Below are 18166 nucleotides of genomic sequence, written 5' to 3'. Positions count from 1 at the left end.
TAATTTTCGGGCAAAAACCTTTTCAAGTTTTGATACTGTTTTTATCAGCATAAAATATTGTCATACTGCCAATTTTGCTGCATAACTTTAAATTTAAAGCAGACAGTATAAAATATTGCGTTTACAACAGCCTGACAGCCTGACTGTTTTTAACCATTGGCAGGAAACTTGAACAGGAAAAATTACATTATGAATTTTAATGATATACTGAAGAAGATGAAAAAAGAAGAACCAACTTCTGAAGAAAAAACAACTAATATGGATGAGATTTTTGATGAATTTCAGCAGGTAAACGAAGCACGGCAGAACCATAAAAATGAAACAGAAGGTATAGAACCTGAAACTGTTACGCCGGAAGTTGCTGCGGATGATAAGCTGAAAGAAGAATTGGCTTTGGCAAACGACAAGTTTTTACGTTTATACGCCGAGTTTGATAACTACAAACGCCGCACTTCTAAAGAACGTGTAGAACTGTTGCAAACTGCCGGCAAAGATGTTATTGTATCTTTGTTGCCCGTTTTAGATGATTTTGAACGTGCAAACCGCGCCATAGAAAATGCTACAGATGTTGCATCCGTAAAAGAAGGTGTAAACTTAGTGCACAATAAACTTAAAAATTTATTAACCCAAAAAGGGTTGAAAGAAATGGCATCAAAAGGCGAAGTTTTTGATGCAGATATACATGAAGCGGTTACAAACATTCCGGCACCCGACCCTTCGCTGAAAGGGAAAATTGTAGATGTACTGGAAGAAGGATATTTATTGAACGATAAGGTAATCCGCTTTGCAAAAGTAGTTGTAGGCGCGTAGAAGAGTTGTCGGTTCTCAGTTGCCGGTTGCCAGTTCTGGTTTTATAACCGGCAACCGGTAACAGATCACTTACAACTGAACAAATAAGAAGATGTCAAAAAGAGATTATTACGATATACTGGGCGTTTCTAAGGGTGCCGATGTAGATGAAATTAAGAAGGCCTACCGCAAAATGGCCATTAAATATCACCCTGATAAAAACCCTGGTGACAAGCAGGCAGAAGAAAATTTTAAAGAAGCAGCCGAAGCTTACGAGGTTTTAAGCAAGCCCGATAAACGCCAGCGTTATGACCAGTTTGGCCATGCAGCAAACGCGCAATCTGCCAATGGCGGCGGTTATGGCGGCGGCAGCATGAACATGGAAGATATATTCAGCCAGTTTGGAGATATTTTTGGCGGAGGAGGAAGTCCGTTTGACAGCTTTTTTGGCGGAGGCCGGCAAAGTGGCGGACGCAAAGTAGCACGCGGCACCAATTTAAGGATCAAGGTTAAATTAACTTTAGAAGAAATTGCCAACGGCGTTGAAAAGAAAGTAAAAGTAAACAAACAGGTAGTTTGCGATACCTGCGATGGTACCGGTGCTAAAGATAAATCTGCTTTTCAAACCTGTAAAACCTGTGGCGGTTCTGGTGCCGTTCGTAGGGTAACCAATACTATTTTAGGACAGATGCAAACAACCAGCACCTGCCCTACCTGTAACGGCGAAGGTTCTGTTATCACCAATAAATGTAATGTTTGCCATGGCGATGGTTTGGTGCGTGGCGAAGAAACCATCAGCATCAATATTCCCGCCGGTGTTAGCGAAGGCATGCAGTTAAGCATGAGCGGAAAAGGAAATGCCGCACCACGCGGCGGTGTTCCCGGAGATTTGATTATCCTGATTGAAGAAATTCCGCACGAAACTTTGAAACGCGATGGCAATAACATTATTTACGATTTGCATGTAAATTTTGTAGATGCTGTTTTAGGTACAAGTATAGAAGTACCTACGATAGATGGCAAAGCAAAAATCAAGATTGAACCTGGCACACAGGGCGGAAAAATACTTCGCCTAAAATCAAAAGGTGTTCCGGAAGTTAATTCGTACCAGCGTGGAGATCAATTGGTGCACATTAATATCTGGACACCAAAAGCAGTAAGCCGCGAAGAACGTGATGTTTTAGAAAAGCTGCAAACTTCGCCTAATTTTAAACCCAATCCCGGCAAAAACGAAAAAAGCTTTTTTGAAAGGATGAAGGAATATTTTGAGTAAATCCTGATTTTTTACCGATAAAAACAGTATATTAAAAAGGTGATAGAACATTTGTTCTATCACCTTTTTTAATTGATGCTTCTTTTATCGCCTATTATTTAGTGCTTCTTTTATCACTAAAATTATTATTGCTTCGGTTGATATCCGGCAATTGTAAATCAGGATCAATTACAACACTTTGGATCCGGCTAACAGAAGGATATTTAAAAGTCCACGTTCCGCCTCGTTGCCAAATTTCGACTGGCAAATGCAGGTTTTCTACCTTACCGTTTTCTTGTGTAATTTGAAGATCGACAGGCATCGCTATTTTCTCCCGGTTTTCAATCGTGATCAATGATCCTTTTGACGGTGTTCCCAATACATATTTTACATCTGTTACCACCTGATCGAGTTTCCAGGTTGTAAAAAACCACTCTTTCCAGAACCAGTTTAAATCTTCTCCTGAAGCATCATTCATCGTCCTGAAAAAATCATAAGGCTGCGGATGTTTAAGTGCCCAACGGTTAATATAAGTATGAAAAGCATAATCAAACCGGTCCGGGCCTAAAACTACGTTTCGGAGCATATCCAAACACAAAGAAGTTTTGATGTAGTACAAACCATAATCATTCATATTCATGGCTTCCGGCGGCGTCATTAACGGGTCCTGGTTATTCTGCATGGCACGGGTAATAACTTTTGAGGGACGGTTAGCAGGATGATAATATTCGCCGTTGTTAAATTGTTCACTGGCATATTGGTTGATAAAAGTATTAAAACCTTCATCCTGCCACATAAACTTACGTTCGTTTGAACCTACAATCATAGGGAACCAGTTATGCCCGATCTCGTGCGTAACATCTCCCCACAAATTCTCATTTTTTAAGTTGTTCAAACAAAAAATAATGCCCGGATATTCCATTCCCAAAGCAACGCCGGAAATACTTACGGCAGAATTCCAGGGATATTCGATATAAGCTTTAGAATAAATTTCGATACTGTTTTTTAAATATTCTGTTGACCGTCCCCAGGAATTGTTACCCGAACTTTCAACGGGATAAGCAGACTGGGAAATAGCTTTACGGCCAGAAGGTAAATTAACTTTTGCTGCATCCCACATAAAAGCTTTGGAAGCTGCCCAGGCAACATCACGACTATTTTTCATGTTGAAATGCCAGATTAAAGTTCCATTTTGTTTTAAGTGAGTTTCGGGTTTGCCAATTTCATCTTTATCAACAATCATTACGGTTTGATCGCTTTTGCGCGCTGTTTCCAACCGGCTGATTTGGGTTTTAGTTAAAACTTCTGCCGGATTTTGCAAATCCCCCGATCCAAAAACCAGCATATCAGCAGGTGCGGTAATGAAATAATCAAAATTGCCATACTCACAATAAAACTCGCCTAAACCCATATAAGGCAACGTGTTCCATCCTTCCACATCATCATAAACACACATCCGCGGATACCATTGTGCTACTTCGTAAATATAACCGTTCCGGGTTTTTAACCTTCCCATACGGTCTGCGCCGTAAAGCGGGATAGCAAAATCATAATTAATTTCGATCTGAATTTTATCGCCATTTGCATTTACAGGTTCATTTAACCGAAGTTGCATCCGGGCATCCGTAATTACCGGCTTTACAGTATAACTTTTGTTTTTGTAAGTAATTGTAACGGAAGCTATATGATAACCACCTCTGCTAAAACCTTTTACATCAAACCTATCACCGGCAATAGGCGTGGCTGCGGCGCCGCGCGAATCGGGTTTAAACAAGTTCTGGTCTAACTGCAACCATAAATAATCGAGCTTGTCTGGGCTGTTATTGGTATAAGTAATCACCACTTTACTGTTAATGGAAGTATCCTTTTCGCTAAGTATAGCATGAATGTTATAATCAACCTTGTTCTGCCAGTATTGCGGGCCGGGGCTACCGTTTGCAGAACGGACCTGGTTAGCAGGAACAGGCCAATTGATAGGGCCAAATAAATCCTGATGATTGTATTTAATTGTATCTGCAAGTTTTTGGGCTTTACAGCCAAAAACTAAAAAAACAACAGAACTTAGCAGAACGGATAAAAATTTACTGTTTAACTTCGGCATCGTATTTAAATAGAAGGCAGTAAAGAAAACAATTTTATGGTAGTAAATTACCACTTACTGCTTTTATAGTACAACTTTTACATTAGTTGCTTCTTGTTCTTCCGAAATTTCCTGCTCAATACGGTTGTTTATTTTACGGATAATTTCGTCGAGATGTTTGGTGCAGGTTTTCATCATTAAAATGGATTCGCTTTTTTCGGTTTCATCCTCCGTTTCGGTAATCAATTCTATTAAACCCAAAATTGATGCAACAGGCCGTCTTAATTCATGAGAACCCATCCAGGCAATATTTCTTAATATTTCGTTTTGCCTGCTTATTTGTTCTTCTTTTTCTTTCCTTGCTGTTATATCTGTATGAATACAAATATAACCATCAGGTTTACCATCTGCGGTAAAAAGAGGTGTAAACTCTATATTAACCCAATACTTGCATTTTTCCTGGGTGTAATTGATAATTTCGTAAGAGCATTGCTTTAGGCTCTTCTTGGCAGCAAGAATGCTTTGGGTAGTTTTTAAATCTGTTTCTGGCCCGCTTAATACATGATGTGGTAATTTGCCTTTTACTTCGCACAAAGTATAACCGGTAAAATTTTCAAATGCTTTGTTTACCCAGGTAATTCCATTGGTTGCATCTTGTATCACAATCATGTTGTTTACTTTGGTAATAATTTCGGCCAGCCTTTTATTTTCGTCATCAAAACGTTTTAACTGGTCAATATCCTTAATGGCACCAATCATCCTGATGAATTTGCCATTTGCATCGTACTGCAGATAACCCTGATCGTAAACATATTTATACTGGTTATCACTTGTTCTCATCCTATATTCCAGGCCACAATTTTCTTTCTTATTATGAATAGCAAATTTATATTTTGCTATTACACGTGCCAGGTCATCGGTATGGATACGGCTTTTCCACCAATTGATATTACTTCCGATGTCATCAAGAGATATATTTAATAAATCGGCTATACTGTTACTGTAAACAATTTTATTGTTTACGGCATCATGATCGTAAATTACATCCTTTGTTGCTTTAGCAATTAAATCGTAACGTTCAAATGCTTCTTTTAACTGCAAATCTTTTTCTTTGGCCTGGGTAATATCCGAGAAAAAAACAGCCGCACCTTCATCCGTAGGATAAACATTTATACAAAACCATTTTTTAGTGTATGTACTTAATGCTTCAAAATTAACCGGTATGCCGTTTTCGAGAACTTTTTTAAAGTGGTTGTAGAACTGCATGTTACTGGTATCAGGGAATAAATCGAGGTAACGATGGTTAAGAATGTCGTGCTGTTTAAAACCTAACATCTTTTCAGCATTCGTATTTACAGCAGTAAAAACCCAGTTGCGGTTAAGCATAAAATAACCATCTGTAATGTTATTTAAGGTACTTGTTAGGCGTTGCTGGTAGTTGTTTTTTTCCAGCTGCATCAGCCGCAGCTCCGTAACATCCTGCATAGTACCTTGCACTTTATACTTTTTTTGGCCGAGGTACAGCATCTTGCCCAAAACTTTAACATATTTAATACTGCCCGTTTTGGTAACAAAACGAAACCCGGTATCTAAATCTTTTCCGTGTTTTAATATGTTTTCTATAGCTTCGTTATAAAGCTGCAAGTCTTCAAAATGTATTGCTTTTAAAATTAAACTGTAATCTACTTTTTCTCCTTCGCGTTCAATATCAAAAATCCGGTACAACTCATCTGCCCATATCAATGTGCCGTCTTCAACATAATATTCCCAGCCAGATACTTTGGCCAGTTTTTCTGTTTCCTGCAGCTTTTGCTTTTCTTCATTTAAGCGTTGGTTAATCAGCTTCAGTTCCTGTTCATATTCTATTCTTTCTGTTGTATCGGTAGCAAATACAATTGCGCACTCTTTTTTTTGATAACGTATTTTTTCCGAAGTAATATTTACATAAATTAACGAACCATCCTTTTTTAAGTGCTGCCAGACACTTGATACATTTTGCTCTTTTTTAACGCTTTTTACATAATTTACAATTTTTTCATGATCTTCCTGCTTGCGGATATCTTTAATCGTCATGCTTAAAAATTCCTCTCTGCTGTAACCGTAAGCTTTAATAGCTGCTTCGTTTACCGTTAGAAATTTTAAGGTTTCCGGTTCATAAATCCAAAAAGGGTTTGGGTTGGCATGATATAACCTTAAAGCATCTTCTTCTTTTTGCGCTATTATTTTATTGTTGAGTTTAACTAATTTAATAATGATTATGCAGTTAATTAAAACAAAGCAAAGCGTTTTAATTAAAACCCATGGCACTTTAGCTTCTGCGCTTAACTGATCTTCTAAGAATATCCCAAAACCAGTATTCAGCAAAAACCAGATTATCCAGAACAACATATAACATGCAATAATTTTAAAAGCGTTCAACTTCATTTCAAGTCCTTTTTTAGCTTTTGCTCTGGCTGATAAAAAAATAGTCTTCTGTTAAAAAGCTTTGTCTGGTCATTTTATTCAATTGTTTTAGGTTGATATAAGTATTATTTAAAGAACTTTGGCACTAATAATTATTACATCATAATGCCGATAAAAGCTATTTTAACACTTGATCATGTTCAGGTCCGTCAAACCACTCATACGTTATTTCAAAATCTAAGTTTTAATATTAATCAGGGCGAAAACTGGGCGCTTGTAGGCGAAAGCGGTTCTGGTAAAAGCGCTTTGCTGCAAACCATTACCGGGCATCTTCCAATTTCGGCTGGCAAAATTATTTACCATTTTTACGAAGAAGTTAAGCAGCAACATACCGGCGATGCTTCTTTTACCGCACAAAAATTGATGGCGATGGTGGCATCCAAACATCATTTCCGTAATTTATCCAACACTAAAGATTTTTACTACCAGCAGCGTTACAACTCCTCGGATAGTGAAGATGCGCCAACCGTTGAAAGTTATCTTCATAAAATCAATCTTAATGCAATTGAAAATCCAATTTGGACTTATGAGAAAACAATTAATGAGCTGAAATTAGAACCGTTGTTGGATAAACAATTGATTAAACTTTCTAACGGCGAAACCAAAAGGCTTTTAATTGCCGCTGCCTTGCTCAAACATCCGGCTTTATTACTGTTGGATAACCCGCTTACAGGTTTAGATGTACAAGCCAGGGCAGCATTTAACCAACTGCTAACAGCAATTACCGAAAGCGGAATTACGGTTGTTATGGCAACTTCCCCGCACGAAATTCCGGACGCTATTACGCATGTTGCCATTCTGCATCAGCAAAAAATAGAAAAAACAGTGCTAAAAGAAGCATTTAAACCGGATGAAATTAAGCAGCAGCAAGTTCCGGTTGATTTAGATGAACTGAAAGCATTGCTGCACTTAACGCCAAATGCTTCTTTTAGCAGTATTATTTCGATGGAAAATGTAAACATTCGTTATGGTGATAAACAGGTTTTAAACAACATTAACTGGAAGGTTTTACCTGGAGAAAGATGGGCTTTGTTAGGGCCAAACGGGGCCGGAAAATCGACTTTGCTAAGTTTGGTCAATGGCGATAACCCGCAAGCTTATGCCAACCACATCATACTTTTTGACCGTAAAAGAGGCACCGGCGAAAGTATCTGGGATATTAAAAAGAAGATCGGTTTTGTTTCGCCAGAATTGCACCAGTATTTCCCGGCAGAAAGTTTTTGCCTGCAAGTTATTGAGTCTGGGTTTTATGATACATTGGGTTTGTTCCGGCCATCCAATCCGCAAAAAGCTGCCATTGCTTTACGTTGGATGAAGCTGTTGCAGATAGAAAATATCGCCCAAACTTTGCTTAAAAATGTAACTGCAAGTACGCAACGTTTATGCTTACTGGCTCGAGCCTTAGTTAAAAATCCGCCTTTGTTAATTTTTGATGAGCCTTGCCAGGGTTTAGACGAACAGCAGCAAAACCATTTTAAGCATCTGCTGGAACTGATTTGCGAAAACAGCAACACCACCTTGATTTACGTTACGCATTATCAGCAGGAAATCCCTGATGTAGTTACAAAGGTTTTAAGGCTGGAGAAAGGAAATGTAGCTGATGGTTAATAGTTGATGGTTTATAGTTCTTTGCTGTTGGTTCATTGCTGCTATCAACCATCAACCAATATCTATCAACCCTAAACACCTATCCTAAATGAATCTTATCTTTGCGATATGAAAGCCAAAAGAGCCTGCGAATCGCACACGATTATGAACGAGCTGATCCTGCCGAACGATACCAATATGTTAAATAACCTGATGGGCGGCCGGATGCTGCACTGGATGGATATTGCGGCGGCAATATCTGCACAAAAGCATTGCAATTGTCTGGCTGTTACCGCTTCTGTGGATAGTGTTTCTTTTAAACACGCTGTAAAACTGGGCGATGTAATTAGCATTGAAGCCCAGGTTACACGTGCTTTTAATACTTCTGTAGAAGTACGGCTGGTGGTATCGGCACAAAACATCCCTTCGGGCACTACTATTAAAAGTAACGAAGCTTTTTACACTTTTGTAGCCATTGATGCCAATAACAAGCCACAGCAAGTACCAGAACTGATAGCCGAAACAGAAGAAGAGATTGCGCTATATGAGGGCGCTATGCAACGCCGGCAACTGCGTTTAATTTTAAGCGGAAAAATGAAAATACACGACGCAACAGAATTAAAAGATTTTTTTTATGGCGTTGGATCGCATTAAACCAATGGCAGTACAATTAGTCTTTACTTGTTAAATTGTGTTAAAGTGCTGCTGCAAATAGTGTTTTAAACCTATAGAAGCTTTATTTTGATACTGATTTAATTTTGGCCACTAAACGCTGTTTTTACCATTTTAGTTATGACTACTTTCCGCTTCCTGGGTTTGTTACTATTCCTTTTTTTTGCCGGTAAAAACAGCATAGCCCAAACACTTAAAACGTATAAAGATGCCACTAATCATTTTGAAATCAGTATTCCTGCCAATTGGTCGGTCACAAAATCTAACCCTCGTTTAAAGTTTATTGCTATCCGCCCGCAAACAGAAGAATATACTTCAGTCCCGGAAAACATCAACCTTAATTTTATCGAAGCGCCTGATGTTAACCTGGATGCTGCTTACGCCATGTCGATAGAATCTAACAGTGCTTTAGACGGGTTTATAGCCGTTACCAAAAAAGGTACAGCAGCAGATGGCCGTTACAAATGGTATGTAAATACACACAAAGACCTGCAAAATAACCTAACCTTGCAAACAATTGTATTTGTATATTATTACAAGCAAAAAGCAATATTGTTAACCTGCACTGCTTTGCCCGAAAGTTTTGAAAAATACAACCCTGTTTTTTTTAAAATTGCAAACTCACTAAAGTTGCAATAAAAGCTGATGCTTCTTTTAGCACCTAAAAATCTATACCAACTTTTCAATCCGTTACTCTTTTTAAAACAAAAGGTTTAATCAAAAAAAGTATATATTTTTTATTTAAACTAACTTGTAAAACACCTACTCTAAAAATCATAATTCAATTAAAAATACAGATTATGAAAATGCTTAGAGTAACCCTGCTTGTATTGCTAACCGTAATTACTTTTGATGCCGCGAATGCGGCTTCTTTCCGCAACTTTGACAGGCGCGACCGTGAAAGACGCCGCCACGAACGTTGGGAAAGACGCCATCACCGCGATCATTTTTACAGAGATCATGGCCCGAGAGATTATCACTACCGGGATTATCGCGGAGGATACTAATTTTATCCAATAAAAAAACCTGCTGAAATTGCAGGTTTTTTTATTTTACTTGGATTGTTTACAAATCCAATTTACAATCGTTCTAAAACCAATTGAATGGCAGCATCCACTGTTTTCTGCGGATTTTTACTAAACTTTAATGCTGCCCGGCTGGCTAAAATTGCATTGACAGATAAAGCTTCGTGTCCTAATACTTTTGCCAAAGCATAAATTCCGGCAGTTTCCATTTCCAGGTTTGTAATCCTTTGATCCTGATATTCAAAAGTTTGCAGCAGATTTAAGAAATCAGGGATTGCATTTTTTGCCCGGACTTGTCGGCCTTGCGGCGCATAAAAACCCGGAGCGGTAGCAGTAATCCCATGAGGCAAACCATAACCAATCTTTGCAATTAAAGCCTTACTCCCGGCAGTTAAATACGGTGATACTGTTTTTATGGCAGAAAAATGTGTGCCCACAATTGTTTTCAATTCCTGTTCAATTGGATCAGGGTGATGCGTATAGTAATTCATCAAAGCATCGAAACCCAAAGCATAATCAGAAACCAAAATGGAATCCATCGGAATATCAGCGTGCAACGAACCAGAAGTTCCAATGCGGATAATATTTAAACTGGTTAGTTTTTCTTTGATTAAACGTGTTTCAAAATCAATATTGACCAAGGCATCCAATTCATTCAAAACTATATCAATATTATCTGTGCCGATACCTGTTGAAATTACGGTAACCCTTTTATTGCCAATCCAACCTGCATGCGTAATAAATTCCCGTTTGCCTTTTTTTAAATCGATGCGGTCAAAGTATTTGCTTACTTCTCCTACCCGATCAGGATCACCAACTGTAATGATGGTTTCAGCTATATCTTCTGGCAGCAGGTTTAGGTGATAAATACTATTATCGGGATTTAGGATGAGATCGGTTTCAGGGATAGGTTGCATTAAACAGCTGTTGTTATTTCTAAAACGAAGTTATATTTTATTTACAGCAATTTTTATAACCGGTTATAGAAGAAATTAAACCAATAATTTTTTTAATTCCCGTTTCAAAATCAAGTATTTAGTTAAAATACTAACCACTCTTACTTAAATACTCTATTATAAAATTACCTTCTGATATATTTTGAGCATTTTATCGGCACTAATTTCAGATGAATACTTTTTCTGATAAGTATTGTATGCGTTCTTGTAATAGTGGTTTTTATCTTCTTCGTCCATGGTTATCCAAAGTTTAATTTTTGTTACCAGATCATGAGAATTGCCTGGTGAAAAAAGCATGCCATTATATTGATCCTGGATGATGGAAGGAATACTTCCTAACGAAGATGCAATAACCGGCGTGCCATTAGCCAGGGCTTCTAAAATTGTCATTGGCATTCCTTCAAAAGATTTAGACGGAAACAACAAAGCACTGGAAGATTTTAAAGCTTCCTGAACCACAAGCCGGTCTTGAAAGCCTAAATATTTTACGCAGTTATTACGGGCAGTAAAATCATCCACTTCTTTTTGCAAGGGCCCGCTGCCAATAATAATCAGATTAAAAGAAAATTTTTCAAACGCCTGAATAATGGTATCGATACCTTTTTCCTCGCTTAAACGGCCAACATAAATAAAATTATTCTTTTTTATGGCGGCATTACTTTCATGGTTATTAACAAAGTTTGCTTTTACAATCATTTGTTTTTCCAAAATGCCAATATCGGACTGAAGGAATATTTTTTTTGAAAACTCGGTTAACAAAATAAATTTTTCTACTTTTTTCCAGGTCCCTAATGCTTTATGCAAACGAATGCTGCATGCAAGCCAGAATGATAATAAAAAAGAATCTTTATATACTTTTTTTATGACTGCTTTCCATGGAAACCCACCTTTTAAACTATCTAAAAACAATTCTCCATTATGGTACAAAATTGCCGAGGGACAAATTAACCGGTAATTATGTAAGGTCATTACAACCGGAACTTTGCAGAAAACTGCAGCCCAGACAACAGCGGGAGAAGCCGCAAAATGTAAATTGTGGATATGAATTAAATCCGGTTTAAAAAGCTTAATTTTTCTAATGATACGATAGTAGGATAACAGGTTGAAGGGCTGGAGGATAATTTTAAACAAAGAATACCGGGCATTATTAAACAAAACTGATGCTACCGTTATGCCATTTAACTGCATTTTAACTTTTTCTGTCTCAAATACTACATCCTCGCCGCCTTTTTCAGTATAATAAGTATGTATGTATAAAACTTTCATTCGTAAAGTTTAAGTCAGATCAGGTCTTTGTTTTGCAGGTATTTAAATTTGCTGATGTTAGATATACGGTTAAAAACCATTTCAAGCTTTTGCCATAAATTATATTTTTCAATTTCCCAGGAATGCCCCCAGAGATGAAAACAACCATCGTTTTTCATCACTCTGTTTATATAAATATCAGTTAATTTTAAAATATCAGTAGTACAAGAAGTTGTTAGCCAGGCAATCAAATTTTTATATTGACTTCTTTTAATTGTATTTTTTAAATAAGCTACTCTTGGATGCTCGAAAACTTGTAAAGTTGTGGGCGATAAATTATAAGTTGAAGCAACGGCGGTAGAAAGAAGCTCTGTTGTTCGGATCATTTTAAACCCTGAATTGTAAACTGCATTGATGGAAGCTTTGTTTAAAACGCCTCCCGGGAAACAGAAAGATGTTGGATTGTAACCTTGTAAGTCTTTTATCCAATTGTAACAACCTTGGATTTCATTTTCTAAAAGCCCTGCCTGCATGTTGCTGTAAAGCCGTACATGGTTTAATGTATGCCCGCCAAGTTCAAATCTTTTTGATAGTGCAACAATTGTTTTTTCATCCATTACAACATGTTCCTGGTTTGTTTTCGGGATATAAAATGTGGCTGGCAAATTGTATTTGTCTAATAAGTCTGCAAGCTTTAAATCCTGCGGGTAACCATCATCCCAACTTGTTGTAATTATTTTCATACGTTTTACAGCTTCTATAAATAAGGTCACCAACGGTAATAATGGTTTTTGAATATTATCTATTAATAGTTTCGTTGATAAATGCTGCTATTAGAGTTTAGCATGAGATGTGTTTGATAAATGGGTATTATTAAAAATTTAAATTGTAACCTTTCAGCTTCTTTTGCTTTCAAATGCAAGTAAGATTTCTTTGAGCCAGGCTTCTGCTTCACATTTATTTCTTACATACGCATCAATCGTAGGTAAATTATCTGTAAAAAAATATTGTATCTCGAATTTATTAAAGATCGGTTCCATTTTAATCTTTGTTTACCTCACCTTAAACAAATTATTCCCCCGATCCATATCCGGCAAAGCACCATCAGGATCAACCTGAACTTGTACCACATCCTGCGTAACTTGCATATCAAAAGTAATCGCTTTGTTTTGCAACCAGGTTTCTACCGGGAAACTTTGGCGTTGTTTGCTGCCATCTTTCAACTTAATTTCTACTGCAAAAGGCATAGCCATTTTTTCCAGGTTGACAACTGTAATCCTGATGCTTCTTTTATCACCTGTTTTTATGTATTGTGCATCATGAACGGCTAAATCTAATCTCCAGTTGTTGTAAAACCAGCCTTTCCAAAACCAAGATAAATCCTCTCCTGCGCCGTTTTCCATCGAACGGAAAAAATCATCAGGCCGCGGATGTTTGTAAGCCCAGTTATGAATGTACTGACGGAAAGCATAATCAAAACGGTCTTTCCCTAAAATCTGCTCGCGTAGTAAAATCATCCCGAAAGCAGGTTTAAAATAAGCAATCGGATGCCGATATTTTTCTTTAATCGCATCCGCAGCAGTCATGATGACTGGCGCATTAGGATCGAGAATGGTAGGCACAATTTCATCTGCCGGATTGCCTCCGCCCGGCGCATATTCGCCATCCCGTTTTGGTGCAAACTCTCCTTTGTTAAAAACATCCGAAGCGTAAACATCAATAAAAGTGTTAAAACCTTCGTCCATCCAGGCAAAACGGCGTTCGTTGCTGCCTACAATCATCGGGAACCAGTTGTGGCCAATTTCATGCGCCGTAACCCAAAACAGTTCCTTGCCTTTATCGGTAATCCCATCAAATACAATTCCCGGATATTCCATTCCGCCTGCTGTTCCAGCTTCGTTTATGGCAACCGGCCACGGATAAACAAACCATTGCTTGGAGAAGTATTCGATGGAACCTTTTAAATATTCTGTTGCCCGCCCCCAAGCTTCATTTCCTGCACTTTCTATTGGATAGACCGACATCGACATGCATTTTTTTCCTTCGGGGAGATTAACACGCGCCGCATCCCAGATATAAGCATTGGAAGCACCAAAAGCAACATCACGTGTATTTTTCATCAAAAAATGCCAGGTTAAAGTTCCTTTTTGAACCGGACGGGAAGATGGATCTTTGAGTTCTGCTGCTGAACGGACCATGATTGTTTGATCACTATTCCTCGCTTTTTCCAGCAAACTGATTTGTTTAGCCGTTAAAACTTCTTTAGGATTTTGCAATTCGCCGGAACCAGCAACGATCATATCCCATGGAACATTTACTTTATAATCTATATCTCCGTATTCCAAATAAAACTCACCTGCACCTAAAAAAGGCAAAGTATCCCAGCCGGTAGAATCATCATAAACACAAAGGCGCGGAAACCATTGCGCAATTTCATAGATCTTGCCGTTCTTGGTTTGCGTATAATCTGTTCTTCCGCCAAAATCACCTGGAATTTGATAATGATATTTGATGAATACATTAATTTTTCCACCGTTTGCTGACAAAGCTTTTGGTAGCCGGATTTGCATCCGCGTATCATTCACCAAATAGTTTACTGTTTGAGCTTTACCATTTACAACTATTTCTACCGATTCAAACTCGTATCCTTTGGTATGTTCGGCAGCAGCGCGGCCAGTTACAAAGTTGGAACGTGCTTCTTTTTTATACGTATTCTGGTCTAACTGCAACCAGAGATAAGGCAAAGCATCAGGACTGTTATTGGTGTAAGTAATATTTTCTGTAGCAGATAAAGTTTTGCTAACCGTATCAATTTTAGCGTTTAACTGGTAATCTACTTTGTTTTGCCAGTATTTTGGCCCGGGCGCTCCGTTTGCTGCATGAAATTCGTTTCCTTTTTCGGTATAAAAAGCCGGAGAAAAAAGTTCTGCCGGATTGTAATTGGAAGCAATAGTATCGTTTGGATTGCTTGCGCGCCGCCTTTGTGCAAATAGGGAAGCGGCCAACAACATGGTTAAAGCTACGGCAGCGGCAAAAGAAGTATAAAACTTGTTCATGGGGGTAAGTACTTGAACAAGCAATATAAGATGTAATATTTAAAGATGCTTCTTTTATGGCATAAAAAAAGCGGCATGTTATTGCCGCTACTTACAAAATAGTTATCGTTGATTTTATTTTGATGCACTTACCCTCCAGATTTTACTGGCGCCATCATCTGCAACCAGTAATGATCCATCCGGCATTTCTTCTACCGCAACCGGCCGCCCGTAAACCTCATTTTTACTTTCATCTGCAATAAACCCGGTTAAAAAATCTTCTATTTTACCAGGTTTGCCATTATCAAAAGGAACAAAAACAACTTTATAACCGGAGAAAACAGAGCGGTTCCAGGAACCATGCTGGCCAACAAAAGCGCCATTATGATATTTTGCCGGAAAAGCATTTTTAGTATAAAAAGTAAGTCCGAGAGAAGCAGTATGCGGCCCTAACGCAACATCTGGCGTGATCGTTTTTTTAACCATTTCAGGGTTTTCACCTTTATGGTTCGGATCTTCATGCTGACCAAAATAAGCGTAAGGCCAGCCGTAAAAACCGCCTTCTTTTACACTGGTCAAGTAATCAGGAACTAAATTATCGCCCAATTCATCGCGTTCGTTTACTGCTGCCCACAAAGTTTTATGATCCGGCGCAAAAGCAATTCCGGCAGGGTTACGCAAACCGCTTGCATAAATTTTTTCGCCTGAACCATCAGGATTGATTTGCAATATATCGGCGCGCCTTTTTTCATTGTCTTTCCCATGCTCGCCATCATTACTGCCCGAACCTACGGAAACATATATTTTAGAACCATCCGTACTGGCAATAATTTTACGTGTCCAATGGTTATTATAACCTCCTGCTGGCAAGTCTAAAATCTTTTGTCCTTTTTCGGTAATAGCCGTTTGTCCGGTTTTATAAGGATAACGCCAAATGCCGTCTGTATTGGCAACATAAAAATAGTTGTTTAAAACCAGCATTCCATACGGCTCTTTTAACCCGCTTAAAAATATCTTTTGCAGTTCCGGTTTACCATCATGGTTTGCATCTCTCAATATTGTAATCCGGTTGGCGCTTGGCCCGTCGTATCCGGATTGTGATTTTCCACTAACTTCATTTGCAACCTTTTTAACACCTTTTGCTTCTGTATTAGCTTCAGAAATAAAAATATCGCCATTAGGGCCGATGTAAATATTACGCGGGCTTTTTAAGTTGGTAGCATACATTTGCACGGTAAAACCTGCTGGTGCAACTGGCTTTTTACCATTTGGCCAGCCAATTATTTTACTAAATTTTTTTACCGATTTGGTAGCATAAGGTGCCGGTAAATTAACCTGCTGGCTATCTGTTGTAGCAATTACATCAGCTTTATCTTTATTTTCTTCTTTCTTTTTTTCTTGGGACTGACATCCGGCAAAGGCAACTGCAAGGGCAGCAATAGTTAAAAGTTTATTTTTCATGAGGGAAATTAGGTTTCATCATCAAAAAATAAACAGCTTTTCTAATTGCTTTGTTTGTAAATAATGAGCTTACAAAACCGGATTATTACGATACTTCTTTTACCACTTAAAAAACAACATCATTTTAGTGGAAGGATTAGCCTTATCAGCATGAGTTAGAAAATGCCTGGTTAGCTTACTAATACCGGAAGCGGGTCCTGGAAATATTTTTCATCCTGAAGTTCTTCTGTAGTAAAATCCTTTAATATTAATTCATAGGAGATCCTCGCCCAAACAAAAATACAAGGCCATGCTTTCATTACATACTTTACTACCCATTCTTCTCTTAAATATTTAGGGCAAGCGTCCGTTAAGCCTAAACCTGTAATTAAAACCAGTAAAACAAGGTAAATGACATTTGCATTTGTAAAAGGCTGCGGTTGCATAAATACCCAGATTACTGCCCCGGTTACAGCAATAATGTAGGTTGGATGTTCTGAACCTGTACTAAACAGCACCACCATTAGCAGCGCAGAACATAAAACCTGCATCCTGAATTTTAAGGAAACATACTGGTTTTTGCGTAACAAAGCAGCGCCAAAGATCAATACAGCCCCGCCTAAAAAAGGAAGATTGGGAAGATCGGGATTATGAAACAATGCCCTGAATACGCCCATTACAGACATATCCTGAGCAGAATTTAAAACCTCATTCATCTGGTTCTTCTCATGCAATGAGATATACCAGTCTTTATAACTCTGCATAATAAAACCACTGCTGGAAATGAGCATGGGCAGTGTTAAAAATATTACCGTCCAAAAAACAGTTGAAAGAATAAATTTTGGTTTATTCTTAGAAAAAAGATAAAAGGTTAACCCTGCTATCGGATACAGTTTTACCAAAGTGCCAAGTACAATAAAAAGCGTTGCCCAGCCGTCCTGCTTTTTTTCTATGAGGATAAAACTTAGTAAAATAAATGCAGTAATAATCGGGTTAAATTGTATATAATGTTCTGCATTGGCAAACTCCATAACACAAAACAAAAGGATTAGCATCTTTCGATTTTCTGCCAATGGTAAAAGATGAATTACCCAAACCAATACAATTGCGTTAACAATGCTCCACAAAAAAAAGCCCCAACTATCAGGTAGAACAGCAAAAGGCGCAACAATTAAACTAAAAACCGGTCCATAATGATTAGAATCGCCATATTCCTTTGGATAATAAGCATAAAGGTTTGTTTGGGCCTTGGTATGATAATAAACACCTTTAAAAATTAAATAATTATTGTAATGTTCTGGCCTGAATTTATAAAAGAAACAAAAAGCAGCTACAGCAATATAGAGTAAACAAACCCACTGGTAATTTGTAATAGAGCGTAATTTTATTGTCATGCAACAAAAATATTACAAATATTAATATTTAGAAATAATTTTAAACTAGGAAGTTGTTTAAACTTTTAGGCTCCGTTTAAATAGGTACAAGGCCCTTCGATATGTTCAGGATCGTGCCCATGCTTCTTTTACTGTATAAAAATTGGTGTTTACATTTAATCACTAAAGACCTATAAGGTTTTGAAAACCTTATAGGTCTTTAGTGATTTTTTAGATGATAAAAGAAGC

The 18166-nt window shown here is 37.8% G+C and carries 14 protein-coding genes; 6 read left to right on the top strand and 8 right to left on the bottom strand.

The features are described 5' to 3' along the window. Positions 1 to 216 precede the first annotated feature (216 nt). Together GO621_RS11485 and dnaJ are read left to right on the top strand one after the other, a co-directional pair. Positions 217 to 810 carry a nucleotide exchange factor GrpE gene (locus GO621_RS11485; protein WP_232335637.1) on the top strand — a complete coding sequence of 198 codons (594 nt, stop codon included), beginning with the start codon at positions 217 to 219 and terminating at the stop codon, positions 808 to 810. Between the two features lie 91 nt (positions 811 to 901). Beyond that, entirely contained in the window at positions 902 to 2062 is a 1161-nt protein-coding gene (gene dnaJ / locus GO621_RS11480; RefSeq protein WP_157567122.1) for a molecular chaperone DnaJ, read from the top strand. A gap of 94 nt (positions 2063 to 2156) precedes the next feature. On the opposite strand, the gene GO621_RS11475 is transcribed toward dnaJ, so the two are convergent. Both GO621_RS11475 and GO621_RS11470 read right to left on the bottom strand, forming a co-directional pair. Then, positions 2157 to 4142: a M1 family metallopeptidase gene (locus GO621_RS11475; RefSeq protein WP_157567120.1), complete on the bottom strand. Its 1986-nt coding sequence runs from the start codon at positions 4140 to 4142 to the stop codon at positions 2157 to 2159. A 63-nt stretch (positions 4143 to 4205) separates the two neighbouring features. After that, on the bottom strand, positions 4206 to 6545 hold the full coding sequence (locus tag GO621_RS11470; RefSeq protein WP_157567118.1) for a PAS domain-containing protein: 2340 nt from the start codon (positions 6543 to 6545) through the stop codon (positions 4206 to 4208). A 144-nt stretch (positions 6546 to 6689) separates the two neighbouring features. Between GO621_RS11470 and GO621_RS11465 the strand changes: the two genes are divergently transcribed. The 4 genes from GO621_RS11465 to GO621_RS11450 all read left to right on the top strand — a co-directional run bounded on the left by GO621_RS11465 (position 6690) and on the right by GO621_RS11450 (position 9850). Next, positions 6690 to 8192 carry an ATP-binding cassette domain-containing protein gene (locus GO621_RS11465; protein WP_157567116.1) on the top strand — a complete coding sequence of 501 codons (1503 nt, stop codon included), beginning with the start codon at positions 6690 to 6692 and terminating at the stop codon, positions 8190 to 8192. Positions 8193 to 8300: 108 nt separating this feature from the next. Next, entirely contained in the window at positions 8301 to 8825 is a 525-nt protein-coding gene (locus tag GO621_RS11460; RefSeq protein WP_157567114.1) for an acyl-CoA thioesterase, read from the top strand. Between the two features lie 138 nt (positions 8826 to 8963). Beyond that, a complete protein-coding gene (locus GO621_RS11455; RefSeq protein WP_157567112.1) occupies positions 8964 to 9482 on the top strand; it encodes a hypothetical protein in 519 nt (172 codons plus the stop codon). A gap of 161 nt (positions 9483 to 9643) precedes the next feature. After that, entirely contained in the window at positions 9644 to 9850 is a 207-nt protein-coding gene (locus tag GO621_RS11450) for a hypothetical protein (RefSeq protein WP_157567110.1), read from the top strand. 71 nt (positions 9851 to 9921) lie between these two features. Here GO621_RS11450 and GO621_RS11445 read toward each other — a convergent pair whose 3' ends face one another. The 6 genes from GO621_RS11445 to GO621_RS11420 all read right to left on the bottom strand — a co-directional run bounded on the left by GO621_RS11445 (position 9922) and on the right by GO621_RS11420 (position 17938). Continuing rightward, on the bottom strand, positions 9922 to 10785 hold the full coding sequence (locus tag GO621_RS11445; RefSeq protein ID WP_157567108.1) for a nucleoside phosphorylase: 864 nt from the start codon (positions 10783 to 10785) through the stop codon (positions 9922 to 9924). A gap of 156 nt (positions 10786 to 10941) precedes the next feature. Then, positions 10942 to 12090 carry a glycosyltransferase family 4 protein gene (locus GO621_RS11440; protein ID WP_157567106.1) on the bottom strand — a complete coding sequence of 383 codons (1149 nt, stop codon included), beginning with the start codon at positions 12088 to 12090 and terminating at the stop codon, positions 10942 to 10944. Between the two features lie 14 nt (positions 12091 to 12104). After that, entirely contained in the window at positions 12105 to 12812 is a 708-nt protein-coding gene (locus GO621_RS11435) for a polysaccharide deacetylase family protein (protein ID WP_157567104.1), read from the bottom strand. 309 nt (positions 12813 to 13121) lie between these two features. Beyond that, entirely contained in the window at positions 13122 to 15125 is a 2004-nt protein-coding gene (locus GO621_RS11430; protein WP_157567102.1) for a M1 family metallopeptidase, read from the bottom strand. Positions 15126 to 15239: 114 nt separating this feature from the next. Then, on the bottom strand, positions 15240 to 16565 hold the full coding sequence (locus GO621_RS11425) for a PQQ-dependent sugar dehydrogenase (protein WP_157567100.1): 1326 nt from the start codon (positions 16563 to 16565) through the stop codon (positions 15240 to 15242). 170 nt (positions 16566 to 16735) lie between these two features. Further along, positions 16736 to 17938 (bottom strand): glycosyltransferase family 87 protein, encoded by a 1203-nt coding sequence (locus GO621_RS11420; RefSeq protein ID WP_157567099.1) that lies wholly within the window; start codon positions 17936 to 17938, stop codon positions 16736 to 16738. Positions 17939 to 18166 lie beyond the last annotated feature (228 nt).

Origin of the sequence: Mucilaginibacter arboris (genome assembly GCF_009754915.1) — a bacterium.
Taxonomy (GTDB): Bacteria; Bacteroidota; Bacteroidia; order Sphingobacteriales; family Sphingobacteriaceae; genus Mucilaginibacter_A; species Mucilaginibacter_A arboris.
The sequence above is the reverse complement of the archived record's forward strand: the minus strand, read 5'-3'. Positions and strand labels throughout refer to the sequence as shown.

Bases quoted from the DNA above. Each gene is read 5' to 3' on its own strand.
- GO621_RS11485 (WP_232335637.1), top strand. From the start codon at position 217: ATGAAAAAAGAAGAACCAACTTCTGAAGAAAAAACAACTAATATGGAT.
- dnaJ (WP_157567122.1), top strand. From the start codon at position 902: ATGTCAAAAAGAGATTATTACGATATACTGGGCGTTTCTAAGGGTGCC.
- GO621_RS11475 (WP_157567120.1), bottom strand. From the start codon at position 4,142: ATGCCGAAGTTAAACAGTAAATTTTTATCCGTTCTGCTAAGTTCTGTT.
- GO621_RS11470 (WP_157567118.1), bottom strand. From the start codon at position 6,545: ATGAAGTTGAACGCTTTTAAAATTATTGCATGTTATATGTTGTTCTGG.
- GO621_RS11465 (WP_157567116.1), top strand. From the start codon at position 6,690: ATGCCGATAAAAGCTATTTTAACACTTGATCATGTTCAGGTCCGTCAA.
- GO621_RS11460 (WP_157567114.1), top strand. From the start codon at position 8,301: ATGAAAGCCAAAAGAGCCTGCGAATCGCACACGATTATGAACGAGCTG.
- GO621_RS11455 (WP_157567112.1), top strand. From the start codon at position 8,964: ATGACTACTTTCCGCTTCCTGGGTTTGTTACTATTCCTTTTTTTTGCC.
- GO621_RS11450 (WP_157567110.1), top strand. From the start codon at position 9,644: ATGAAAATGCTTAGAGTAACCCTGCTTGTATTGCTAACCGTAATTACT.
- GO621_RS11445 (WP_157567108.1), bottom strand. From the start codon at position 10,785: ATGCAACCTATCCCTGAAACCGATCTCATCCTAAATCCCGATAATAGT.
- GO621_RS11440 (WP_157567106.1), bottom strand. From the start codon at position 12,090: ATGAAAGTTTTATACATACATACTTATTATACTGAAAAAGGCGGCGAG.
- GO621_RS11435 (WP_157567104.1), bottom strand. From the start codon at position 12,812: ATGAAAATAATTACAACAAGTTGGGATGATGGTTACCCGCAGGATTTA.
- GO621_RS11430 (WP_157567102.1), bottom strand. From the start codon at position 15,125: ATGAACAAGTTTTATACTTCTTTTGCCGCTGCCGTAGCTTTAACCATG.
- GO621_RS11425 (WP_157567100.1), bottom strand. From the start codon at position 16,565: ATGAAAAATAAACTTTTAACTATTGCTGCCCTTGCAGTTGCCTTTGCC.
- GO621_RS11420 (WP_157567099.1), bottom strand. From the start codon at position 17,938: ATGACAATAAAATTACGCTCTATTACAAATTACCAGTGGGTTTGTTTA.